The organism is Erythrobacter dokdonensis DSW-74, assembly GCF_001677335.1.
Classification (GTDB): Bacteria; Pseudomonadota; Alphaproteobacteria; order Sphingomonadales; family Sphingomonadaceae; genus Erythrobacter; species Erythrobacter dokdonensis.
The window spans coordinates 93,026-112,831 of sequence record NZ_LZYB01000009.1 but is presented as its reverse complement, the minus strand read 5'-3'; the positions used below and the strand labels follow the sequence as shown (position 1 = coordinate 112,831).

Sequence of the window (19,806 nt, the reverse complement as noted above, 5' to 3'; positions counted from 1 at the left end):
CTTACTCCGTGTTGGATGCGAGAAGGCGGAAGCGGAATTCGAGGAGCGCCGCCCTGCGGTTGTTCTCGCGAGCTTCGCTGCGCGACCGCAGGAAACGGATCGAGGCTACCTCGAAGCCCGGCTGGAATGGCGGAAGGGCGAGCACACGGCGTTCGATTGCGCCCAGCAGCGATGCGTCGACGGCGGTCAGATCTGTAAGCGTTTCAAGTTCCAGCGCGATCCGCATCTCGCGTCCCGGGCGATCCTTGCTACCCCAGTCGATCGCTGCGCTGGCGGCAATACCGAGCCACGGAGGGCTTGCCCTCAGCGGGGCTTCCTCCTCAACCGAATTGATGCTGGCCAGAGCAGGATCGGAGCGTAGCCATGCGATCAGGGCTGCGCGCAATTCGTTTTCCATGGCGCTCAGATCCTTGTGTTATCGTCGGTGAATTCCGGCCAAAGCTTGTGAGGCGAATGCCAGTCCTCCGATGGTCGGCGGTGGTGATGACCGGAAGCTCGCAGGTGCCGGTTTGCGATCCGTCGGGCCTTCAGGGCGAGGCGCTGCAACAAAGCTGGGCCCGGTCGTTGCATATGGATCATCCCAGCCGCACGCTTCGCCATGGTCGCCACAGGGCTGTGACGCTGGCCGGAGGGACCGCGCTGCCTTTCTGCTCGCGATCGCGGAAATGATGCGCGGCGAGGCGGATGATGCCCTGCCCCAGAGGCGCGGGCAGGCTCGCCCAGTCCTCGGCAATCCCGACCTCAAGTTGCAGTGCTACTCCGCGGCCCTCAAGGGGCTGCAGCAGCCTTACGCAGGCACTGCCGGCTCCCCGCCAATCAATGGCGTAGCCTGGTTCCCCGAGGCTTTGCCGGCTGGCATCGCTGGCGATGAGGGTAGCGGCAACCAGCTGATGAACAGGACGCGAAACGAGTTCATGCCAGCTCGAGCAGATCGGCATGATCTCCTCGACAGTCTGGCGCAGGGGAGCTTGGCCAATAAAGGCTTCGCAGATCGCTGTGCTGGTCTCGAGCAGCCCTGTAAGGGCGACATCATCGTTGGTACGGCTGATCCCAAGCCAGTGCTTGAGTTCCGCTAGCGCAGCGTCGCCAAGGGCAGGAGGCTGCACGATTGTCCGCTGCATCGCGGGTTCTCCCAGATTCTGGTCAAAACAAGGGTGCGCCCGCATCGCTCGGGCATGCTCGGTGCGAGCCTCGGACGATGCGGGCGCAAAACGCCGGCAGGGGAGCAAGGGGGACTCTACCTTGCCGGGACGGCGAAGCCTGGCCGCGGGTCAGGCTTCGATCTTGAGCAGCTTGATCGCGTTGGAATCGAGCACTTTTCCTCCTACCCGCTTGGTCGCGTAGAAGTGGACGAAGGGCTTGTTGGTGAACGGATCGCGAAGCACCCGAGTCGCACTATGTTCGGCAATCAGATAGCCGTGGCGGAAGTTGCCGAAGGCGATCGGGTATTCCCCGGCAGCGATATCAGGCATGTCCTCTGCTTCGATCACCGGGTAGCCCAGCAGCCGGTCGGGCTGGCCTTCGACCATACCGGGCTGCCACAGGAATGCACCGTCCGAGGTCTTGAGCTTGCGGACCGCAGCGAGCGTCGCCGAGTTCATGACGAAGCTTGCGCCCTGCCGATGGCTCGACTTGAGAGAGTGGATGAGGTCAATCAGCCTGGAATCAGGCGACATGTCGAAGCCGGTAGCGTTGCCCGAGCCGATATATTGCATCGTTCCGAACGCGCGCACGCCGTCCTCGGCGGTGCCGGTCGGCGCGCTGAGGAAGCCCTCGGGCTGGTTGATTCCGCTTCCCCGCACGAAGGCCGTTCCTTCGGCCCGCGCAAATTCGAGCGCAATCTCATTGGCCAGCCAGGTTTCGATGTCGAATGCGGCATCATCGAGCATTGCCTGGCTCGCCGCCGGATTGGCGTAGAGTTCGCCCGAGGGAGGAGCGATTTCCGCAAAGCCGGGCGCGGCTGTTTCGGGCCGCTGGCTGGCTTCGCTTACCCAACCCGAAGCAGTCCCCCCGGTCGCAACCAGCTTGCGATAGCCTGATGTGCCGGTCTGGACGACTTGAGCGATTGCCCGGATCGGACTGATCTCGGCCAGTTCGCTTGCGATGATGGCATCGATTTGCCGCGGAACCGCATAGCCGCCATCAGCCGGATTGATGCCGCTGATCGACTTCAGCTCAGTCTCGCGGCCGCGACGCAAATAGCCGTCGACGAAGCCTTTGACTTCGGTCGCATCGCTGGTCGATGCGCCCCCTATGGCGGGACGCGCCGCTGCCCGTGCGACCTTGTCGAGACGAGACTTTACCTCGGTCACGTCGCTGCGCAGGACCTCGATCTGGGCTTCGACCTGATCCTGGCGCGCAACGATGTCGAAGCTTTCTGCGAGCGGATCGCCGCTGGCAGCACCGGAGACGGGAGACGTGGTATTTTCCATGGGGCATTGGCCTTTCGGTTGGACAAGAAAAAGGCCGCCCCTTTGGCGGCCGGTGGGAGATGCATGTGGCTGGTGTCAGCGCACCAGATGGACGCGCGCTCCGTATTGGAGCGGATGCGTAACGAGGCTGACCTCGAACAGATCGAGATCGAGTAGTTCCCGTCCTGCCTCGCTATGGCGGGAGGCGCGGGTGCGGAAACCGAAGCTCAGACCCTCGACCTTGCCTCGTGACAAAAGAACCGCGGCCCGACTCTCGGGGCGGTCAATTCGTGCTATGATGCGCAGGCCGCGACTGTCCTCGGCAGCGTGTTCCACTATCCCTATCGGCTGGTCGGGCCGGTGCTGCCAATATAGCGGTAAAGGACTTTCTCTCGCCGCGAGCGTTCTTGCAAAGGCACCGCGACGGATTGTGTCGCGCCCGGCGTCGGCGATGTCGAACAGCGCCGCATAACCGGCAAATCGCAGCGGCGCGCTCACAGCAAGTCCCAGGCGCCAAGCCGCACCGCGATCCCGACCAAGAGTAGCGCCAGCGCTCCACGAATGATCCATTCCACCAGCGCCTTCCAGGCGCTGGTCTTGGCATCGCGCCATGCCTGCAGCAGTTCGCGCAGCTCGCCAAGATCGTCTTCTGCGCCCGCATCGCCCAAGCCGAGCCGCTCAAGCGCCCGATCCGTAGCGAGCACGCTCGCCTCTTCGACTATGGCCCGCAGAGTGACCAGTTCAGCGCCCTCGTTCCGTGCCTGCGCCATCAGGCTGGCGAGAAGGTCTTCGCGGCTCATTGGGAACTCTCCTCGGGGCTCAGGCCCAGCAGTTGGCGCTTTTCGGCGCGTGTCAGGAAGTCTGCGTCGGAGACTTGCGACCAAAGTCGTTCGCGATCTTCCGAAAGCGCCGGCACACGGTCGAGATCGATCCCCAGCTCGGCCGCCGGAAACCATGGCGCGAGACCCTCGCGCAGCGCGGAAAACAGCTTCTCGCCAAGTGGCAGCAGCGTCAGGCGCCACAGCGCGCGATTGGCCTCGCGGTAGTTCGAATAGGTATTGTCGCCCGGCAGACCGAGCAGCATTGGCGGTACGCCAAAAGCGAGCGCGATGTCGCGTGCTGCTGCGCTCTTGAGTGTCGCGAAGTCCATGTCGGCTGGAGAAAGCGCCATGCTCTGCCATTTCAGCCCGCCGTCGAGAAGCATCGGGCGACCGGCATTGCCAGAGCCGGAGAAGGCGGTGTCGAGCTCAAGCTTGAGCCGCTCGAACTGCTCGAACGTCAGTGCCGCGCCATCACCGGCCTCGTAGACCAGCGCGCCCGAGGGCCGCGCGGCATTCTCCAGTAATGCCCGGTTCCAATGGGTTGCCGCATTGTGGATGAGGACCGCCTGCCAAGCCGCCTCGAGCGCGCCGGCGCCGCGATGATCGTCGAGCGGATGCATAGCCCGGATCGCGATCACTCCGGGCCAGCCATCCTCGTCCTCGAGCGGCAGGCGCGCCGTGTCGCTGCCCACCTTGTAATGATAGGCGAAGGGCCAGCCCTTACTGTCGAGCACGACCTGAATGCGGTCGGGCCGCAGCGCGAACAGTTCGACCGGCGTCCCGGACGCGTCCTTGAGAATCTGCACATAGCCATTGCCGTGAAGCAGCAGATTGGCTGCCAGTGTCTCGATCAGCGACTGTCCCGCGCTGGTGGCCGATACCAGCGCTGCGAGGCGCGGGTCCGGGCAATGCAGCGGCGCCTGGCCGATCCCTTCGGCCAGCAGACGGACCGACCGCTGGGCGATCGGATTGGCGAGGAAGCCATCGGTCACTGCCCGCGAATAGTCATAGCTGCGCGCCGCCGGACCACCATCGAAGGCCGGGTGCCAGCCCTGCGTCATCCCGCAAGAGAGGGGCACGCGGGAGCGCTCTCCGCCCTTGAAGGCGGAGCGGAAAATGTCGAGCAAGGCCATGAGATTTCCTTAGGTTAGATCTGCCGCACGCTCGGGCTGGCTGGCCGCCGTCCCAGGAGCAGTTCGGTCAATGCCCACACCAGTGCGTCGGCCCGGTCGGGGCTGCGTCCCGGTCCGGCATAGGTACCGCCTACGAGCAGGCCGCAAAGTTGATCCTCGAGCCGGGCGAACACGCCGACATGACGAACCCTGCCTGCAGTGTAGAGCGCCGCTACCGGTTCCGCCCTCGCGATTTTGCCGCGGCTGGCATGAACCAGTTTCACCGGCAGCGCCTTGTCGGCTGCGCGCAACACGCTCTCTACCATCGCGCCGCCCTGGTTGGCTTCGGCCACTACCCGGTCGGCGTCCCATTCCTGCGCTGCATTTGCCACAGTCTGTGCCCAGTCGGCGGGGGCTGCCCCGTTCAGGGAGCAATCCGCCAGCACCCTTGCGATCCCGTCGCTGCCGAGCGCGGCAACGATGATCCCGCATTCGTCGCCTGCTGTTCCGGCAGGCGGGTCGACTGCAACCACTACTCTCGCTTGGTCGGGCACGGACCCATGCTCGCGTGCCTGCTCGAGCAACGACCGGGTCCAGAGCGCACCCTCGATATCTTCGAGCAGTTCGCCGCCGATCTCCTGCCGGGCAAGCTGGGTATCGCCGAATTCGCTGGCGATCGCCTCCATGAATCGCTCGGCGAGGTGTTCGGTGTTGTCCACTGTGGAGCCACGCGTGATCGCCACATCGTTCCCCGCCGCCGCTTGTGCCACCAGGCGCTGCACGAGGGGCACGGCGCGCGGTGTGGTGGTGACTGCGATGCGCGGGTCACAGCCAAGTCTCAGGCCAAGCAGCAGGTTGTCCCAGCATCGCGTCGCCCGTTCGTGGGCCAGCGGCCACTTGCCGATCTCGTCGCACCAGGCGTGACTGTGCTGCGGCCCGCGCAAGCTTTCGGGCTCGCTAGCCGAGAACAACTGTGCTTGTGCCCCGCTTCTGAAACGAATGCGGTGGAGCGAGGGCTCGAAATGCGGCTTGTGGCCTGGACGGCAGATCGCGAGCAGCCCGCTTTCTCCCTCGACCATCACCGCGCGCGCTTCGGCGAGCGAGGAGGAGACGAGGGCGATGCGCGCTTCAGGATTGGAATCGGCGATCATCCGGACCCATTCAGCGCCCGAACGGGTCTTGCCGAAACCGCGTCCGGCCATAATCATCCAGATGCGCCAGTCACCCTCCGGCGGAAGCTGCTCCCGCCGGGCAATATATTCCCAGACGTAATCGAAACCGTTCCGTTCGTTCTGGTCCAGCTGCTCGCTCAGCAGCCGGCGGACCCTGGCACCGTCTTCCGACTGGTCCGCCATCATCGCATCGTAGGGTGCGATCATGTTTCCTCCCCACGGGCTGCCTTCTGGCGAGCTACCCGTCGCCGTATGTCCTCGATCTTGCGATCGATCGAAGCGCGCACTTCGGCAGCGCTGACATCGCGGATCTGGCTATGCTGCGCCGATGCCGCCCGGTCGCGGCGGGCGGCGAGCAGCCGGATCGCATTGGCGAAGTCGAACTTGTCGCCATTGGCAGTCATCAGATCGCCTTCGCGCAGGCGGCGGATCACCTCGATTTCAAGGTTGAGGTAGCCGTCGGCGATGGCGGCCTGCCAGTCGCGGGCGAAGCCGGTATCGGTCCTGCGCACCTGCTGTGCTCGTGCGACCGTCACCCTGGCCGCGCTGGCAGCACGCTCGATATCGGACGTGGCGGCGAGGGTTTCGAGAAAGCGCTTGCGCCAGTGCCGACCCGGATTGGCGGTCCCGCTACAGGAGCGGACCGGCTTTTCGTCGGGCATGAGCGCTACTCCCCGTGCAAACGAAAACGGGCGGCTCTCCGCGAAGGGAAGCCGCCCGCTGGCGAATCACAATTTTTCGATGATGCCCTCTGATAACCAAAGAGCGTTACGATGTCAATAATAAATAACCGTATTGGTTATGAATGCTCCGTGGTCAGATGATTCCGATCGCTCTCCCGGCGCGCTCGAACATTCCAAGGATCGTCTGCACCTGTTCCGCGGAATGTTCGGCGCACAGCGAGCAGCGCAGCAAAGTCATGCCGGCAGGCGTTGCCGGTGGGCGGGCAAGATTGACGTAGAGACCTTCCTTGAGCAGCGCCTCCCACATCATCGCGCCCCTTTCGAGGTCGGGCATGATGACAGCGATGATCGCGCTCTGCGGTTCGTCGGTGCCGAGCTTGAAGCCGAGATCGCGCAGGCCCTTGTGCAGGGTACGGCTATTCTCCCAGAGGTGCGCGCGCTTGTTGCCGCCGTGCATCAACTTGCGGATCGACGTGGCAGAGCTTGCCATGACGCTCGGCGGCAGAGCGGCGGTGAAAACATAGGGGCGGCATACCAGTCGCAGCACTTCGAACTTCGGATGATTCGAAACGCAGAAGCCGCCGACTGTGCCGACGCTCTTGGAAAAGGTGCCGATGATGAAATCGACATCATCAATCACCCCCTGGGCCTCGGCGACGCCGCGGCCATGCTCTCCGATGAAGCCCATCGAATGCGCCTCGTCGACCAGCACCATTGCCCCGTGCTCCTTGGCGATGCGGACCATTTCCCTGAGCGGGGCAACGTCGCCCATCATCGAATAGACGCCTTCGAGCACCACCAGCTTGCCCGCGCCTTCAGGAATGCGTTTGAGGCGCTTTTCCAGCGCTTCGACATCATTGTGTTTGAACGGCACGACCTCGGCCTTGCCCATCGCGCATCCATCATAGATCGATGCGTGGCTGTCGATATCAAGAATGATGTAATCGCCTTTGCCCGCCAGGGTCGAGATGATCCCGAGGTTTGCCTGGTAGCCGGTCGAAAAGACCATCGCGTGGTCCATGTCGTAGAAGTCGCGCAGTGCGGCTTCGACATCGCGGTGATCGCGGAATGTGCCGTTCAGGACGCGGCTGCCGGTCGTCCCCGCACCGAAATCCTCCATTGCCTGCTTGCCTGCCGCGATCACGTCAGGATCGAAGGTCATGCCCATGTAATTGTAGGTGCCGAGCAGAATCGTGTCCCGACCGTTGCAGATCGCCCGGGTGGGCGAAAGCACCTGCTCCATCACAAGGTTGAACGGATCCTCCACCCCGGCCGCGAGCAGCTGCTCGCGGGTCTGGATGATCGGATCGAATTTGGCGAGCAGATCTACAGGCTCGGCCGCGCTGAGGGTTTCAGTCATGGATGTTGCCATTATCAGCTATCCTGCAGCTTGTGGACTGCCGCAACGAGCTGACCCCAATTTTCGATCTCGGCTTGCTGGTTCATCGAGATGATGATGTCGAACTCATCCTCGATCGCGGCAACGAAATCCATCACCGTCAGACTGTCGAATTCCAGATCGCCGGCAAAAGTGGTGGTGTCCTCGATGGCGATGCCCTTCTTGTTGAAGGGTTCGATCAATGCGCGGATGGAAGCATCGACTTGGGTGGGGGTCATGGCGGAATGCCTTCTCAGGATCGGTTGTCGCGTGGCCTTTGCCACGATATTACGAGTGCAAAGCGGCGGATGATGCAGCTTGTCAAGTTTTCGCCGCGCCATGGCCGTGCGGTACGCCAGTCCGGGGGGAATAATGGCTGACGATTCAACGCAGGCTGAACTGCCGGACGCTTCTCCGTCGCTGCTGTCGCCATCCGGCTATTCCAACCATGCGATCCATCTGGTGCGCACCAGCCAGCAGACCAATGTCATGCTGAGCCAGATGGCCGACACCAAGGCCTCGATCCTGATGGGAGCAGCCTTTCTCGTCTTTACCCTGTCGGTCGGGCAGGCCACCAATGGTACACTGCCATGGTCCCTGGCGGTGCTGGCAGTGTTTGCTTTTGTTTCTGCGATGTTCGCGGTGTTTGCGGTTCTGCCCTCGATCAGCGGGCCCAAGGCGGGGAGACTCACCGGCGGCAAGCCAAACAAGCTGTTTTTTGGCTATTTCACCCACATGGATGAGGAGGAATGGACAAACAGCATCCTCAACGACTTGCGCGCCGACGAGACCGTGTTCCGCGCCATGCTGCACGATGTCTACCAGAACGGACAGGTGCTCCAGCGCAAGAAATACAAGTACCTCGCCTATGCCTACAAGAGCTTCATGGCGGGGCTGATCCTGACGGTATTGATGTTTATCGCCGAGTATGCGGTGAGGCTCGCCTGAACCCGGGCGCGAGAGTCTATACAAGAGCGTTGACTGCGGACATGAACGGGCCGATCGACACCGGCTTAGACAGATAGCCCTCCGCCCCGGCCGCCCGGATGCGTTCTTCGTCGCCCTTGGCAGCGAAGGCCGTTACCGCCAGCACAGGGATTGCGGCCAGAAGCCGGTCGCGCTTGGCCGCCTCGATAAGATCCACCCCCGAGATCCCGCCAAGCTGGATGTCCATGATGATCAGATCAGGCGACATGGCCCGCGCGGTCGCCAGCACCTTGTCGCCCTCGGCGACCGGCTCGACCTCGAAGCCATTGGCGCGCAAAACATCGCAGAACAATTTCCGGTTGAGGTCATTGTCCTCGACAACCATGATCCGCTTTGTCACTGCACGCCCCGTTCGCCGCCCGCGATCAAACTAGACCGACCCGAAGGACACGGCAATCCCGCTTCGCCCGCCATCCGATCCTGCCAACCCCCAGATGCTGGCGCTGGCTGCGCTCGGCTGGGTTCTGGAATGCGATGACAGGGCGGCACGCTATCTTGAACTGACCGGGCTTGATCCCGATAGTTTGCGCGCCGGGCTGGGTGATCCGATGATCCTCGCCTCGGCGCTGGAGTTTCTCGCCAACCACGAACCCGACCTGATCCGCGCCGCCGAGGCCCTTGCCGTCACGCCCGAGGAACTGGTCGCCGCCAAGGACGCTTTGCAAGCATGACCCGCCCCCTTATCATTTCCGATTGCGACGAAGTGCTCTTGCACATGGTCGCTCCCTTCAAGAACTGGCTGGAGGCAAGCCAGGGCGTCAGCTTCCATCTCGAAGGCCACAATTTCGCCGAGGCACTGCGCTGGCAGGCGACCGGCGAACTGCTCGCCCCGCCCGATATCTGGAAGATGCTCGGCCGCTTCTTCGACACGCAGATGGACAGCCAGATGCCCATCCACGGCGCAGTCGAGGGGATCAATACCCTTGCCGAAAAGGCGGACGTGGTGATCCTCACTAACCTCGTCGATGAACGCCGCGACAAACGCGCCGAGCAGCTTGCGGCTGTCGGCATCAATGCCCGCGTGTTCACAAACCAGGGGCCGAAAGGCCCGGCATTGAAGGCGATCATCGAGGAGTATGCGCCGACCCGCGCGCTGTTCATCGACGATCTCGCCCAGCACCACGCCTCGGTCGCCGACATCACGCCTCACGTTACGCGGCTGCACCTGTGCGGCGAGCCGATGATCGCCCACGCCATTGATTGCGCTCACAAGGCTGGCCACGCCCATTCGCGGATCGACCGCTGGGACGAGGCCCTGCCCTGGCTGCTTGAACGACTGGAGGACTGACACATGACTTACACCGCCAAACTCGCCGAACTCGGCATCACCCTGCCCAAAGCCGCCGCGCCCGTCGCCAGCTATGTGCCGGTAGTGGTGCATGGCGGTTTTGCCCATGTTTCGGGCCAGCTGCCGTTTGTCGATGGTCAGGTGGTCAAGGGGCGGCTGGGCGATGACGTGGGCGTTGCCGAAGGTCAGGCTGCTGCCCGCGCCTGCGGCCTCATGATCATTGCGCAGCTCGAAGCCGCTGGGTTGCTCGACCAGGTCGAGCGGATCGTCAAACTGGGCGCTTTCATCAACTGTACCGGCGACTTCACCGACCAGCCGGAGGTCGCCAATGGCGCGTCGGACCTTATGGAGCAGGTATTCGGCGATGCCGGCAAGCACGCCCGTGCCGCAGTTGGCGTGCCTGCCCTGCCGCGCGGTGCGGCGGTCGAGGTTGATGCGGTGATAGCGCTGAAGGCATGAGCGAAGGCTGCGTCCCGGACTGGTTGACGCGGTGGGAATATGCCCATCGCGGCCTGCATGGGCCGGGCGTTCCGGAAAACTCGCTTGCGGCGGCCGAGGCGGCGATCGCGGCAGGGCTGGGGATCGAATGCGATATCCAGCGCAGCCGCGATGATCACCCGATCGTGTTCCATGACTGGGAGCTTGAGCGGCTCACCGGCAGACCGGAGTCCACCGAGGGACTTGATGCTGACACCCTCGAAATGCTCCACCTGCTTGGTACGGATCAGCACCCGGTGCGGCTGGCGACGTTTCTCGATATGGTCGCTGGCCGGGTGCCGCTGCTGATCGAGATCAAGTCGAAGCGCGGCTATCATGTCGAGCGAACCTGCATTCAGGTCGGCCGGCTTCTCGAAGACTATGCCGGGCCGCATGCCGTCATGAGCTTCGACCCGCTCGTGGCCCGCTGGTTCAAGCGGCACGCCCCGAAGGTCTGCGCCGGGCTGGTGATGCGCGAGGACGAGCGGGGGAATACGCAGACGGCGTGGCGCCGGAGTCTCGCGCTGTGGATCGCGAAGCCTGATTTCCTCGCCTATCACATCAACGCCCTGCCGAGCCGTTGGGTCGCGGGCCTGCGTGCTAGGGGGCTGCCGGTGCTGACATGGACGGTCAACTCGCCCGAGACCCGTGCGCGCGCGCTCGCCCAAGCCGATGCGCTGATCGCCGAAGCGGAGGGGCTGGCGTGAGCGACACCGAACTGACCGTCCGCATCGCCTCGTCGGTCGCTGCGTTCGACCGCGAGGAATGGAACGCGCTGGGCGGGAAGGACAATCCTTTCATCAGCCATGAATTCCTCACCACGATGGAGGATTCGGGCTCTGTCGGTCCCGGCACCGGGTGGGAGCCCGCGCCGATCGCCATCGTCGATGAGGCTGGGCGCTTGCTTGCCGCGATGCCGTCCTATGCGAAAGCGCATAGTCAGGGCGAATATGTCTTCGATCACAGCTGGGCCGATGCATGGCACCGGGCAGGAGGGCGCTATTACCCCAAGCTCCAGATCGCCGCGCCCTTTACCCCGGCCACCGGCCCGCGCCTGCTGCTGTCCGATCCGAGCCTTGCACCGCATCTGCTGAAGGGGGCCGAAACGGTGTGCGCGCAAAACAAGCTGTCGAGCGCCCACGCGACCTTCATCACGCCGGAGCAATTGCCATTGTTCGAGGCCGCCGGATGGATGCCGCGATCCGATATCCAGTTCCACTGGTTCAACCGGGGCTATGCCGGTTTCGACGATTTCCTTGCCGCGCTCTCCTCACGCAAGCGCAAGGACTTGCGCAAGGAGCGGGCAGCCGCGACGCAGGGTCTGACCATCCGCCACCTCAGCGGCACCGAAATACGCGAGGAGCACTGGGACGCCTTCTGGGTATTCTACCAGGATACAGGCAGCCGCAAATGGGGGAGCCCCTATCTGACCCGCGAGGCCTTCAGCCTCCTGGGCGAGCGGATGGGGGAGCGGATCGTGCTGATCCTCGCCTATGACGGGTCGACACCGATTGCCGGGGCGCTGAACTTCGCCGGCAGGGATGCGCTCTACGGACGTTACTGGGGCTGCACGCGCGAGGTGCGCTTCCTGCATTTCGAGCTTTGTTATTATCAGGCGATCGACATCGCCATCGCGCGGGGACTCGATCGGGTCGAGGCCGGCGCACAGGGCGGCCATAAGCTCGCACGCGGATACGAACCGGTGCAGACATGGTCGGCGCACTGGATCGCCGACCCGGGTTTTCGCGCCGCCGTTGCCGACTTTCTCGAACGCGAGCGGGAGGGCATCGCCTCGGACCAGCTTTACCTTGGCGGGCGCACCCCGTTCAGAAAGGGCGTCTGACCAGCCGGTCAGGCGGCGCGGCGGCGTTCCTCGGCCAGCCACTGGCGCGCGCGGCGCTGGGCTTCGGCGATCTCGCGAGCCGTCATGTCTTCCGATATATCGGCGCGACAGTGTGCAGCTTCCTCGTGTCCGTGCGCAGCGGCAAGGTTGAACCACTTGTGGGCTTCGATCAGGTCGCATTCCGCGCCATTGCTGCCGGTCGAGAAGGCCACGCCGAGATCAAACAAAGCATTGGTGTCGCCCTCCGCAGCGGCCACAAGCCACCGTGCGAGCACAAGATCGGCCACTGGTCCCGCATTCGCTTGAGCGTCGCTTCCATATGAAACATCCGTTTCCTGACCCGTGATCGTGATCAGCTGCATGGTTTAGTCCCCGTTAGTCACCAGACCGCCCCCTGCGGCCCTCCTTCGCCAGAGAACTCCGCTAACATGGTCAATAAATCGTTAACGGCAGGAGGCCTTTCCGGGTTGGGACCGGAATGGTGCGCCCGCCTGCCTCGCGAGCCTTTGCGTCTTTTGCCCGAGGGGCAGGAAAGCCGCTTGTGTGCTTCAAGGGGCTTGCCTATAGCGCGCTCATGGCTTCGACTTGCCGGGGTCGAGGGGACCAATGAAAATATTCAGGTGCCAGCGTGCAACGGCCTTGCAAGCAGCTCTATGGGATTAGAGGGCGACATGGCATCTGCGGCGTCTGACGAAATTGATATCCTCGAAAAGGCCAAGCGCCTGATCACCGAAGACTACGTCCCGAGCGAGGACGAGGAATACATGAACGAGCGGCAGCAGGCCTATTTCCGGATGCTGCTGATCGAATGGAAGCGCTCTATCCACTCCGCCGCCGGCCAAACCCTGCAATCGCTTGCGGACGGGCCGATCCGCGAGGCCGACCTTACCGACCGCGCTTCGAGCGAAACCGATTGGGGCATCGAATTGCGCACGCGCGATCGGCAGCGCAAGCTGGTGTCCAAGATCGATGCGGCACTGCGTCGGCTGGACGAAGGCGAATATGGCTATTGTGAAGTCACCGGCGATCCTATCGGCCTGCGTCGGCTTATCGCGCGACCGGTTGCGACCATGACCGTCGAGGCGCAGGAGGCGCATGAGCGCCGCGAGAAAATCTCGCGCGATGACTGACCGGTAGCAATTGCGCTGCAGCATGTCCCGCTGCGGGACGCGCGTGGTTTCAACCGCGATCAGAGGCCATTAATTTACCGCCTGTTTACCGCATTTGCCTATCGCCCGATGGCGCTTGGTAACGAAACTCCGTAGGATCGGGTTCGGCGTTGCTGAGGACAGCACGCATGAAGATGGAGGCGATCCTGAGATGACGGGAGTTGAGACGCGCAGCGTAACGCGCGACAGCTTGTTCCTGTTGGCCGATCTTCGGATTGAGCAGGCATCCGAGGTCCACCGTGTGCGTGTGCGCAACCTGTCCGACGGCGGAATGATGGCCGAAGGCAGTCTGCGCGTTCAGCGTGGACATCGCGTCGAGGTCGAGCTGCGAAACATCGGCGTGGTTCCCGGCAGCGTTGCCTGGGTGCAAGACAACCGCTTCGGCATTGCATTCGACCAAGAGATCGAATCCCAGGACGCACGCCGCCCGCTCAAGACCCATGACCTTGCGGCAGCCACAATACTCAAGCCAATGTGGACGCACCGTGCACCACCGCCGCCAGAGCCAGGCAAGCTGCGCAAGATCTGAGCATCCTCACCCCGACATTGCCGGGGCAATCTCCGGCCAACCAAGCTGACCAGAGCCGCGCAAGCTGCTAGGCACGGCGCGATGCGAATCCGGCTGACCCTGTTTCTGGCGCTGCTGTTGGCCGCTTGCGGTTCCTCGGCTGGTGGCGGGCCTGTCAAGGTGGCCATCATCGGTGCGCCCGAGAGCCTGTTCCAGCAGGGGGTGCGGCTCTCGCCGGCAGCCCAGCATCTGCGCGCTGCGACCTTCGAGGGCTTGGTCACGCTCGACCCCGGCGGGCAGGTCGTCCCGGCGCTGGCCGAACGATGGATCGTGACCGACGACGGGCTCAGCTATATTTTCCGGCTGCGCGACGGCACATGGCCAGATGGCGAGGAAATCAGCGCGGCCGATGTGCGGCGCCTGCTGCGCGAATCGCTTCGCCGTCTGAGGGGAACCTCTCTGGGGCTGGATCTGGCAAAGATCGAAGAGATCCGGGCTATGACCGGGCGGGTTGTCGAGGTCCGCCTGTCTGCGCCGATGCCCGATTTTCTGCGCCTGCTCGCCCAGCCGGAAGTCGGCTTCGTGAAGAGCGGCAGCGGAGCAGGCCCGATGGCGATGTCGCGCGACGAGGATACGATGCGTGTCCGCCTTTCCGCGTTGCCGCCGGAAACGCGCGGCCTTCCGGCGAGGGAGGATTGGGAGGAACTCGCCCGTCCAGTGCAATTGCAGGCGCAATCAGCCGCGCAGGCCGTCGCCGCATTCAAGCGCGGCGATGTCGATCTGGTGCTGGGGGGAAGCATCGTCGACTTCCCGCAGGCCGAGGCTGGCCCGCTTTCGCGTGGGACGATTCAGGTTGACCCGACACTCGGCTTGTTGGGGTTGGTGGTCCGTGAGGAGACTGGTTTGCTCGGCGATCCGGCCCGGCGCGAGGCCTTGTCCATGGCGATTGACCGCACAGCGGTGATCCAGCCTTTCGGTCTCGGCGGCTGGCAGGCGAACACGTGGATCGTGCCGCAAGGGGCATTTTCACAACCCCCGTATCCTGCGCAGCGCTGGGCGGATCTGTCGCTCCAACAGCGCCGCGCGACCGCCGCAGCGCGGATCCGCGCCTGGGAGACACAGTCTGGCAAGAAGGCCCAGGTCGCGGTCGGTTTGCCCGCAGGCCCGGGCAGCGATCTGTTGTTCCGGCAGCTCGCCGAGGCCTGGAGCGAGATCGGCGTTGTAGCAACACGCAAGGCACCTGGCGAAGGGGCGGAACTTGAGCTGCGCGACAGTCTTGCGCGCTATTCCTCTCCACGGTGGTATCTCAACCAGTTCAATTGCTCGTTGAAGGCTGGGCTCTGCTCGCCGGAAGCAGATGCGCTGGTTCGCGCATCGCTCGCTGCCGGCGATCCGGCCGAACGGGAGCGGCTTCTGGCTGAAGCCCATGGCGCGTTAATCGCGCGCGAGGCCTATATTCCGCTCGGAGCGCCGGTGCGCTGGTCGCTGGTGCGCGGGTCGCTGAACAACTACCTCGCCAACCAATGGGGGCTGCACCCCTTGTTCCCGTTGTCCCAACCCACCACATAATAGGGGAAAGGATCGCATAGGTGCATCAGACTCGCTCTCTTAATTCGGTCATTCCGACGGGCACCGATGCCGCGTCGGTGCGCGTTCGGGTGGAAATGATGGAGCGTCTGCTAGAACGCAGCTTCGTCGTCCCCGGTCTGAACATGCCTGTCGGTCTCGACGCGCTGGCCGGTCTGGTGCCGGTGATGGGCGACATCGTGATGGCAGCTCTGGGTGCCTATATCGTCTGGGAGGCGCGCAATCTCGGTATGTCGAAGTGGCAGCTTGCACGCATGGGCATGAACGTCCTGTTCGACACCGCCATCGGCGCTATTCCGGTGGTAGGCGATGCGGCGGACTTCGTGTTCCGGTCGAATAGCCGCAACCTCAGGATCATCCGCAAGCACCTCGACAAGCATCATCCGCAAACGCGCGTGATCGAGGGGTAGTTTCCCTCCGGGCGGTCAGGCGCTAGGGGTGCGGGCGCCATGACCGACAAAGTCACCTATGCGAGTTATCTCGATCTGGACCGGATCCTCGCGGCCCAGCATCCGGCCTCGGGCGCGCATGACGAATTGTTGTTCATCATCGTCCATCAGGCGAGCGAGTTGTGGCTCAAGCTGTGCCTGCACGAGTTGACCGCCGCGCGCGAATGCATCGAAGCTGATAGACTGCGTCCGGCTTTCAAGATGCTGGCCCGTGTCGCGCGCGCGCAGCAGCAGCTGATTCAGAGCTGGGATGTGCTGAGCACCATGACACCGCACGATTACTCCGCGATCCGCCCGTATCTCGGTGCTTCCAGCGGGTTCCAGTCAGCCCAGTACCGGATGATGGAATTCATGCTAGGCGGGCGGGACGCACGGCATGTAAAGCGGCACAAGGGCAATGCCGATTGGGCCGAGCGGCTTGAATCCGAACGCGGGCGCGCGAGCCTGTATGACGCAGCCATAGGGCTGCTTGCGCGCCGGGGCTTTACCGTGGACGCGGCAGCGACGGAGCGCGATCCGACCTCAGCCTATGTCCACAACTCCAGCGTCGAGGCCGCATGGGCGGCGATCTACCGCGATCCGCAGAACCATTGGGACCTCTACGAACTGGCCGAAAAGCTGGTCGACCTCGAATATCATTTCCAGCGCTGGCGCTTCGGCCATCTCAAGACGGTCGAAAGGATCATCGGTTTCAAGCGTGGGACGGGTGGCACCCCCGGCGTGCCCTATCTCGAAGGCGTGCTCAAGCAGGCTTTCTTCCCGGAATTGCTGAGTGTGAGGACGGCGATATGACGGCCGAACGGCGCGCTGCCGAATTCGATGCGGCTGACCCGCTGGCAGGGTATCGTGAAAGATTTACCCTGCCCGAGGGTGTCATTTATCTGGACGGCAATTCTCTTGGCGCCTTGCCCAAGACGACACCCGAAGTGCTGCGCTGTGTGGTCAAGAAGGAATGGGGCGAGGGGCTGATCCGCTCGTGGAATTCCGCAGGTTGGTTCGAGGCGGCAGGCCGGGTGGGGGCGAAGATCGCGCCGCTCGTCGGTGCCGCGCCGCAAGAGGTGATTGCCTGCGATTCGACCAGCGTGAACCTGTTCAAGCTGATCGCAGCCGCACTGCAAATGTGCCCGGGGCGCAAAGTGATCCTGTCCGAGTCGGGCAATTTCCCGACCGATCTCTACATGATCGCCGGACTGGAGGCGCAGGGGTTGGCGACCCGGCGACTGGCCGAGCGGGAACGTTTGATTGACGCGCTCGACAGCGATGTGGCGCTGCTGCTGCTCACCCATGTCCATTACAAGACCGGCGCAATGCACGATATGGCAGCCCTGACCCGCGCGGCGCATGAGGCAGGAGCGCTGGTGCTGTGGGATCTGTCGCACTCGACCGGGGCGGTGCCGGTTGATCTGAACGGAGCCAGTGTCGATTTCGCTGTCGGTTGCGGGTACAAGTATCTGTGCGGCGGGCCGGGCGCACCGGCCTTTGCCTTTGTTGCCGAGCGGCACCATCCAAGCCTCTCCCAGCCACTCACCGGCTGGTTCGGCCATGCTGCACCGTTCGCCTTTTCCGACGATTATGCTCCCGCGCCGGGGATCGAACAGCTCCTGTGCGGCACCTCGCCGGTGCTCGGGCTGGCCGCGCTAGAAGTTGGCGTCGATCTGATTGCGGAGATCGGGGTGGGGCGGCTGCACCAGAAATCGCAGGCGCTTTCGGAGTTCTTCCTCCAAAGCCTCGACGCTCAGGGCGCTGTGCTCGAATGCGTCAGCCCGCCCGATAGCGGCGCCCGCGGGAGCCAGCTGTCGTTCCGGCATCCGGAGGCCTACGCCATCTGTCAGGCGCTGATCGCGCGCGGAGTGATCGGCGACTTCCGCGATCCCGATGTGCTGCGGCTGGGCTTTGCCCCCGCCTATCTGAGCTTCGCCGACATCGCCGCGGCTGCGGGCCACCTTGCCGCAGTGCTGGCAAGCGGGGAGTGGCAGCGCCCGGCTTTCAGTCAACGCACCACGGTGACCTGAACGGCGGCTGGGCCGCTAGGTTTCTTCTCCGGGCCCCGCGCCCTGTTCGCCGAGCATCTTGGCGCTCTTGGTAATGAACGACGTGGCGAGACCGGACAGCATTACACCAATCCCCAGTGGGATCATGGCATTGTCCATGCCGTTTACGGTCATGCACAGACCATAGCCGATATTCAGACAGGACACCGCCAGCAGGACCGTGCCCGCAGTCAAACTCGCGTTCGGACCAGCTTTCTCGCCCATGATTGGTTCCCCTAATACCTCGCACGTCGAGGCACGGCGAGCGTCTCACAATCTCCGGACAGCGACAAGCCTCTGCCGTTACGCTTCCAGCTCGACATCCCAGTAAAGCCAGTCGCGCCAGGTTTCGTGCAGGTAATTGGGAGGGAATTGCTTGCCGTGCTGCTGCAATTGCCAGCTGGTGGGCCGGATCGGCGACTGGTGCACGGGCATCCCGGCCTGCTTGGGCGTGCGACCGCCCTTCTTCATGTTGCACGGGGCGCAGGCGGTGATGATGTTCTCCCACGTCGTACGCCCACCGAGGCGGCGTGGGATGACGTGGTCAAAGGTCAGATGCTCCGGGCTGCCGCAATACTGGCACTGGAAGCGGTCGCGCAGGAAAAGGTTGAAGCGGGTGAAGGCGGGAAACTCGCTCTGCTTAACATATTGCCTGAGCGCGATGACGCTCGGGATTTTCATGTCGAGGCTGGGTGAATGTACCTCGCGGTCGTAGCTCGCGACGATATCCACCCGGTCGAGGAAGACCGCCTTGATCGCCGTTTGCCACGGCCACAGGCTGAGCGGGTAGTAGGACAGCGGGGTGTAATCCGCATTCAGCACCAATGCCGGGCAGGCTGAAAGATTGCGCGTCGGGTCTTCGTCGACGCCGCGGAACCGGGCGGCTTTCTCGATCAGTTCGGCGTTGAACACCTTCGCGTTCCTCCCTGATTGACCTGCATCCTGACCTGACAGGACAAAGAGTCAAACCCGTGACAGGGTGGCTATCCACAGGGACAGCATGTTGATGAGCTGTGGATAGCCTCAGGATATGTCCTGTGGCATGGGCGTGGCATGGCGACACGCGCCCCCATCGTCACCCGCTTCGCACCCAGCCCGAACGGGCCGCTCCACCTCGGCCACGCGCTGTCGGCGATCGTCGCCCATGACCTGGCAAGGGCCGGCGGAGGACGGTTCCTGCTGCGAATCGAGGACATCGACGGCCCCCGTTCACGCCCCGAACTGGCCGACGAATTTCGCCGTGATCTGGCGTGGCTGGGGCTGGAATGGGGCGAAGTGCCCGCGCAGTCGACCCGCCTCGCCAGCTACGCCGCTGCCGCCGAGGCACTCAAGGCGCGCGGGCTGATTTATCCTTGCACCTGCACCCGCAAGGCAATCGAGGCAGCGGGCGCGATCGCGGGCAGCGATGGCCTGATCTACCCCGGCACCTGCAAGCGCGCCCCGCCCGATCCGTCGTTCCCGGCTGCATGGCGGCTTGATGCCGCGAAGGCTCTCGCTGAAACCGGTCCGCTGGTGTGGGAAGATGCGCTGGCCGGGCCGCAGGCCGTTGACCTTTCCGGCCTTGGGGATGTGGTGCTGTTGCGCAAGGATCTGCCAGCGAGCTATCACCTCGCCGCCACGCTTGATGATGCGGCTGACGGCGTGACGCTGGTGACGCGCGGCGCCGATCTGTTCGCAGCGAGCCATGTCCACCGCACGCTGCAGGCGCTGCTGGGCCTGCCCGTGCCGCGCTGGCATCATCATGCGCTGCTGACCGACGAGAACGGGCAGAAGCTCGCCAAGCGCCGTGGCTCGCCTGCTTTGGTAGAGCGCCGACGGGCGGGCGAAGACGGGCAGATGCTCGCCGAACAACTGCGCTTGCAGCATTTGCGGCTTGGAACCTGAGCGCCAA

Annotated in this window: 27 protein-coding genes; 13 read left to right on the top strand and 14 right to left on the bottom strand. The window is 63.8% G+C overall.

Annotated elements, in window-relative coordinates; genetic code table 11:
• Position 1: 1 nt before the first annotated feature.
• The 10 genes from gp17 to I603_RS13980 all read right to left on the bottom strand — a co-directional run bounded on the left by gp17 (position 2) and on the right by I603_RS13980 (position 7,816).
• Entirely contained in the window at positions 2–397 is a 396-nt protein-coding gene (gene gp17 / locus I603_RS14020; RefSeq protein WP_068865855.1) for a tail completion protein gp17, read from the bottom strand.
• 178 nt (positions 398–575) lie between these two features.
• Positions 576–1,121 carry a head-tail connector protein gene (locus I603_RS14015; RefSeq protein ID WP_068865854.1) on the bottom strand — a complete coding sequence of 182 codons (546 nt, stop codon included), beginning with the start codon at positions 1,119–1,121 and terminating at the stop codon, positions 576–578.
• Positions 1,122–1,271: 150 nt separating this feature from the next.
• Positions 1,272–2,432 (bottom strand): phage major capsid protein, encoded by a 1,161-nt coding sequence (locus I603_RS14010; RefSeq protein WP_068865853.1) that lies wholly within the window; start codon positions 2,430–2,432, stop codon positions 1,272–1,274.
• A 75-nt stretch (positions 2,433–2,507) separates the two neighbouring features.
• Positions 2,508–2,909, bottom strand: a complete 402-nt coding sequence (locus I603_RS14380; RefSeq protein WP_232305409.1) for an HK97 family phage prohead protease — start codon at positions 2,907–2,909, stop codon at positions 2,508–2,510.
• Positions 2,906–3,211 (bottom strand): DUF6127 family protein, encoded by a 306-nt coding sequence (locus I603_RS14005; RefSeq protein WP_068865852.1) that lies wholly within the window; start codon positions 3,209–3,211, stop codon positions 2,906–2,908. Before I603_RS14005 ends, I603_RS14380 begins: the two co-directional genes overlap by 4 nt.
• The gene (locus I603_RS14000; protein WP_068865851.1) at positions 3,208–4,365 is read right to left on the bottom strand and encodes a phage portal protein; all 1,158 of its coding nucleotides are present in this window, start codon (positions 4,363–4,365) and stop codon (positions 3,208–3,210) included. Before I603_RS14000 ends, I603_RS14005 begins: the two co-directional genes overlap by 4 nt.
• A gap of 14 nt (positions 4,366–4,379) precedes the next feature.
• Positions 4,380–5,723, bottom strand: coding sequence for a DNA-packaging protein (locus tag I603_RS13995; RefSeq protein ID WP_068865850.1), 1,344 nt, complete (start codon positions 5,721–5,723; stop codon positions 4,380–4,382).
• Entirely contained in the window at positions 5,720–6,178 is a 459-nt protein-coding gene (locus I603_RS13990) for a hypothetical protein (RefSeq protein ID WP_068865849.1), read from the bottom strand. The genes I603_RS13995 and I603_RS13990 overlap by 4 nt, the downstream gene beginning before the upstream one ends.
• Positions 6,179–6,332: 154 nt before the next feature.
• Positions 6,333–7,559, bottom strand: coding sequence for a serine palmitoyltransferase (gene spt, locus I603_RS13985; protein ID WP_068865880.1), 1,227 nt, complete (start codon positions 7,557–7,559; stop codon positions 6,333–6,335).
• 14 nt (positions 7,560–7,573) lie between these two features.
• Complete coding sequence (locus I603_RS13980) at positions 7,574–7,816, bottom strand: acyl carrier protein (protein WP_068865848.1); 243 nt, start codon at positions 7,814–7,816, stop codon at positions 7,574–7,576.
• 133 nt (positions 7,817–7,949) lie between these two features.
• Between I603_RS13980 and I603_RS13975 the strand changes: the two genes are divergently transcribed.
• On the top strand, positions 7,950–8,525 hold the full coding sequence (locus tag I603_RS13975; protein WP_084440136.1) for a Pycsar system effector family protein: 576 nt from the start codon (positions 7,950–7,952) through the stop codon (positions 8,523–8,525).
• A 16-nt stretch (positions 8,526–8,541) separates the two neighbouring features.
• On the opposite strand, the gene I603_RS13970 is transcribed toward I603_RS13975, so the two are convergent.
• On the bottom strand, positions 8,542–8,904 hold the full coding sequence (locus I603_RS13970) for a response regulator (RefSeq protein ID WP_068865847.1): 363 nt from the start codon (positions 8,902–8,904) through the stop codon (positions 8,542–8,544).
• 94 nt (positions 8,905–8,998) lie between these two features.
• On the opposite strand from I603_RS13970, the gene I603_RS13965 reads away from it, so the two are divergent.
• Genes I603_RS13965 through I603_RS13945 form a run of 5 tightly spaced genes read left to right on the top strand, consistent with a single transcriptional unit; the run spans position 8,999 to position 12,172 of the window.
• The gene (locus tag I603_RS13965; protein WP_068865846.1) at positions 8,999–9,235 is read left to right on the top strand and encodes a DUF3572 family protein; all 237 of its coding nucleotides are present in this window, start codon (positions 8,999–9,001) and stop codon (positions 9,233–9,235) included.
• The gene (locus I603_RS13960) at positions 9,232–9,852 is read left to right on the top strand and encodes an HAD family hydrolase (RefSeq protein ID WP_068865845.1); all 621 of its coding nucleotides are present in this window, start codon (positions 9,232–9,234) and stop codon (positions 9,850–9,852) included. Before I603_RS13965 ends, I603_RS13960 begins: the two co-directional genes overlap by 4 nt.
• 3 nt (positions 9,853–9,855) lie before the next feature.
• On the top strand, positions 9,856–10,311 hold the full coding sequence (locus I603_RS13955) for a RidA family protein (protein ID WP_068865844.1): 456 nt from the start codon (positions 9,856–9,858) through the stop codon (positions 10,309–10,311).
• Positions 10,308–11,036: a glycerophosphodiester phosphodiesterase family protein gene (locus I603_RS13950; protein WP_068865843.1), complete on the top strand. Its 729-nt coding sequence runs from the start codon at positions 10,308–10,310 to the stop codon at positions 11,034–11,036. Before I603_RS13955 ends, I603_RS13950 begins: the two co-directional genes overlap by 4 nt.
• The gene (locus I603_RS13945; RefSeq protein ID WP_068865842.1) at positions 11,033–12,172 is read left to right on the top strand and encodes a GNAT family N-acetyltransferase; all 1,140 of its coding nucleotides are present in this window, start codon (positions 11,033–11,035) and stop codon (positions 12,170–12,172) included. The genes I603_RS13950 and I603_RS13945 overlap by 4 nt, the downstream gene beginning before the upstream one ends.
• A gap of 8 nt (positions 12,173–12,180) precedes the next feature.
• Here the strand turns inward: I603_RS13945 and I603_RS13940 are convergent, their stop codons facing one another.
• On the bottom strand, positions 12,181–12,459 hold the full coding sequence (locus I603_RS13940; protein ID WP_068865841.1) for a hypothetical protein: 279 nt from the start codon (positions 12,457–12,459) through the stop codon (positions 12,181–12,183).
• Positions 12,460–12,843: 384 nt separating this feature from the next.
• Between I603_RS13940 and dksA the strand changes: the two genes are divergently transcribed.
• From dksA to kynU, 6 genes are all read left to right on the top strand, one after another.
• Positions 12,844–13,302 carry an RNA polymerase-binding protein DksA gene (gene dksA, locus I603_RS13935; RefSeq protein WP_068865840.1) on the top strand — a complete coding sequence of 153 codons (459 nt, stop codon included), beginning with the start codon at positions 12,844–12,846 and terminating at the stop codon, positions 13,300–13,302.
• Positions 13,303–13,492: 190 nt separating this feature from the next.
• Positions 13,493–13,870, top strand: coding sequence for a PilZ domain-containing protein (locus I603_RS14375; protein WP_084440134.1), 378 nt, complete (start codon positions 13,493–13,495; stop codon positions 13,868–13,870).
• A gap of 81 nt (positions 13,871–13,951) precedes the next feature.
• Complete coding sequence (locus I603_RS13925; protein ID WP_068865838.1) at positions 13,952–15,418, top strand: ABC transporter substrate-binding protein; 1,467 nt, start codon at positions 13,952–13,954, stop codon at positions 15,416–15,418.
• A gap of 95 nt (positions 15,419–15,513) precedes the next feature.
• Entirely contained in the window at positions 15,514–15,846 is a 333-nt protein-coding gene (locus I603_RS13920; RefSeq protein WP_084440142.1) for a DUF4112 domain-containing protein, read from the top strand.
• A 39-nt stretch (positions 15,847–15,885) separates the two neighbouring features.
• On the top strand, positions 15,886–16,677 hold the full coding sequence (locus tag I603_RS13915) for a tryptophan 2,3-dioxygenase (RefSeq protein WP_068865836.1): 792 nt from the start codon (positions 15,886–15,888) through the stop codon (positions 16,675–16,677).
• Entirely contained in the window at positions 16,674–17,897 is a 1,224-nt protein-coding gene (gene kynU, locus I603_RS13910; RefSeq protein ID WP_068865835.1) for a kynureninase, read from the top strand. The genes I603_RS13915 and kynU overlap by 4 nt, the downstream gene beginning before the upstream one ends.
• 15 nt (positions 17,898–17,912) lie before the next feature.
• On the opposite strand, the gene I603_RS13905 is transcribed toward kynU, so the two are convergent.
• Positions 17,913–18,140, bottom strand: coding sequence for a hypothetical protein (locus I603_RS13905; protein WP_068865834.1), 228 nt, complete (start codon positions 18,138–18,140; stop codon positions 17,913–17,915).
• A gap of 78 nt (positions 18,141–18,218) precedes the next feature.
• Entirely contained in the window at positions 18,219–18,827 is a 609-nt protein-coding gene (locus I603_RS13900) for an HNH endonuclease (protein ID WP_068865833.1), read from the bottom strand.
• Positions 18,828–18,968: 141 nt separating this feature from the next.
• Between I603_RS13900 and gluQRS the strand changes: the two genes are divergently transcribed.
• Positions 18,969–19,799 (top strand): tRNA glutamyl-Q(34) synthetase GluQRS, encoded by an 831-nt coding sequence (gene gluQRS / locus I603_RS13895; RefSeq protein WP_068865832.1) that lies wholly within the window; start codon positions 18,969–18,971, stop codon positions 19,797–19,799.
• Positions 19,800–19,806: the final 7 nt, after the last annotated feature.

What these genes read in the sequence shown, in the direction of transcription:
- gluQRS (WP_068865832.1), top strand. Translation starts at nt 18,969, where the DNA reads ATGGCGACACGCGCCCCCATCGTCACCCGCTTCGCACCCAGCCCGAAC.
- I603_RS14005 (WP_068865852.1), bottom strand. Translation starts at nt 3,211, where the DNA reads ATGAGCCGCGAAGACCTTCTCGCCAGCCTGATGGCGCAGGCACGGAAC.
- spt (WP_068865880.1), bottom strand. Translation starts at nt 7,559, where the DNA reads ATGACTGAAACCCTCAGCGCGGCCGAGCCTGTAGATCTGCTCGCCAAA.
- gp17 (WP_068865855.1), bottom strand. Translation starts at nt 397, where the DNA reads ATGGAAAACGAATTGCGCGCAGCCCTGATCGCATGGCTACGCTCCGAT.
- I603_RS14010 (WP_068865853.1), bottom strand. Translation starts at nt 2,432, where the DNA reads ATGGAAAATACCACGTCTCCCGTCTCCGGTGCTGCCAGCGGCGATCCG.
- I603_RS13995 (WP_068865850.1), bottom strand. Translation starts at nt 5,723, where the DNA reads ATGATCGCACCCTACGATGCGATGATGGCGGACCAGTCGGAAGACGGT.
- I603_RS13920 (WP_084440142.1), top strand. Translation starts at nt 15,514, where the DNA reads ATGATGGAGCGTCTGCTAGAACGCAGCTTCGTCGTCCCCGGTCTGAAC.
- I603_RS14015 (WP_068865854.1), bottom strand. Translation starts at nt 1,121, where the DNA reads ATGCAGCGGACAATCGTGCAGCCTCCTGCCCTTGGCGACGCTGCGCTA.
- I603_RS13965 (WP_068865846.1), top strand. Translation starts at nt 8,999, where the DNA reads ATGCTGGCGCTGGCTGCGCTCGGCTGGGTTCTGGAATGCGATGACAGG.
- I603_RS13950 (WP_068865843.1), top strand. Translation starts at nt 10,308, where the DNA reads ATGAGCGAAGGCTGCGTCCCGGACTGGTTGACGCGGTGGGAATATGCC.
- dksA (WP_068865840.1), top strand. Translation starts at nt 12,844, where the DNA reads ATGGCATCTGCGGCGTCTGACGAAATTGATATCCTCGAAAAGGCCAAG.
- I603_RS13960 (WP_068865845.1), top strand. Translation starts at nt 9,232, where the DNA reads ATGACCCGCCCCCTTATCATTTCCGATTGCGACGAAGTGCTCTTGCAC.
- I603_RS14000 (WP_068865851.1), bottom strand. Translation starts at nt 4,365, where the DNA reads ATGGCCTTGCTCGACATTTTCCGCTCCGCCTTCAAGGGCGGAGAGCGC.
- I603_RS13980 (WP_068865848.1), bottom strand. Translation starts at nt 7,816, where the DNA reads ATGACCCCCACCCAAGTCGATGCTTCCATCCGCGCATTGATCGAACCC.
- I603_RS14375 (WP_084440134.1), top strand. Translation starts at nt 13,493, where the DNA reads ATGACGGGAGTTGAGACGCGCAGCGTAACGCGCGACAGCTTGTTCCTG.
- kynU (WP_068865835.1), top strand. Translation starts at nt 16,674, where the DNA reads ATGACGGCCGAACGGCGCGCTGCCGAATTCGATGCGGCTGACCCGCTG.
- I603_RS13925 (WP_068865838.1), top strand. Translation starts at nt 13,952, where the DNA reads ATGCGAATCCGGCTGACCCTGTTTCTGGCGCTGCTGTTGGCCGCTTGC.
- I603_RS13955 (WP_068865844.1), top strand. Translation starts at nt 9,856, where the DNA reads ATGACTTACACCGCCAAACTCGCCGAACTCGGCATCACCCTGCCCAAA.
- I603_RS13975 (WP_084440136.1), top strand. Translation starts at nt 7,950, where the DNA reads ATGGCTGACGATTCAACGCAGGCTGAACTGCCGGACGCTTCTCCGTCG.
- I603_RS13990 (WP_068865849.1), bottom strand. Translation starts at nt 6,178, where the DNA reads ATGCCCGACGAAAAGCCGGTCCGCTCCTGTAGCGGGACCGCCAATCCG.
- I603_RS13905 (WP_068865834.1), bottom strand. Translation starts at nt 18,140, where the DNA reads ATGGGCGAGAAAGCTGGTCCGAACGCGAGTTTGACTGCGGGCACGGTC.
- I603_RS13915 (WP_068865836.1), top strand. Translation starts at nt 15,886, where the DNA reads ATGACCGACAAAGTCACCTATGCGAGTTATCTCGATCTGGACCGGATC.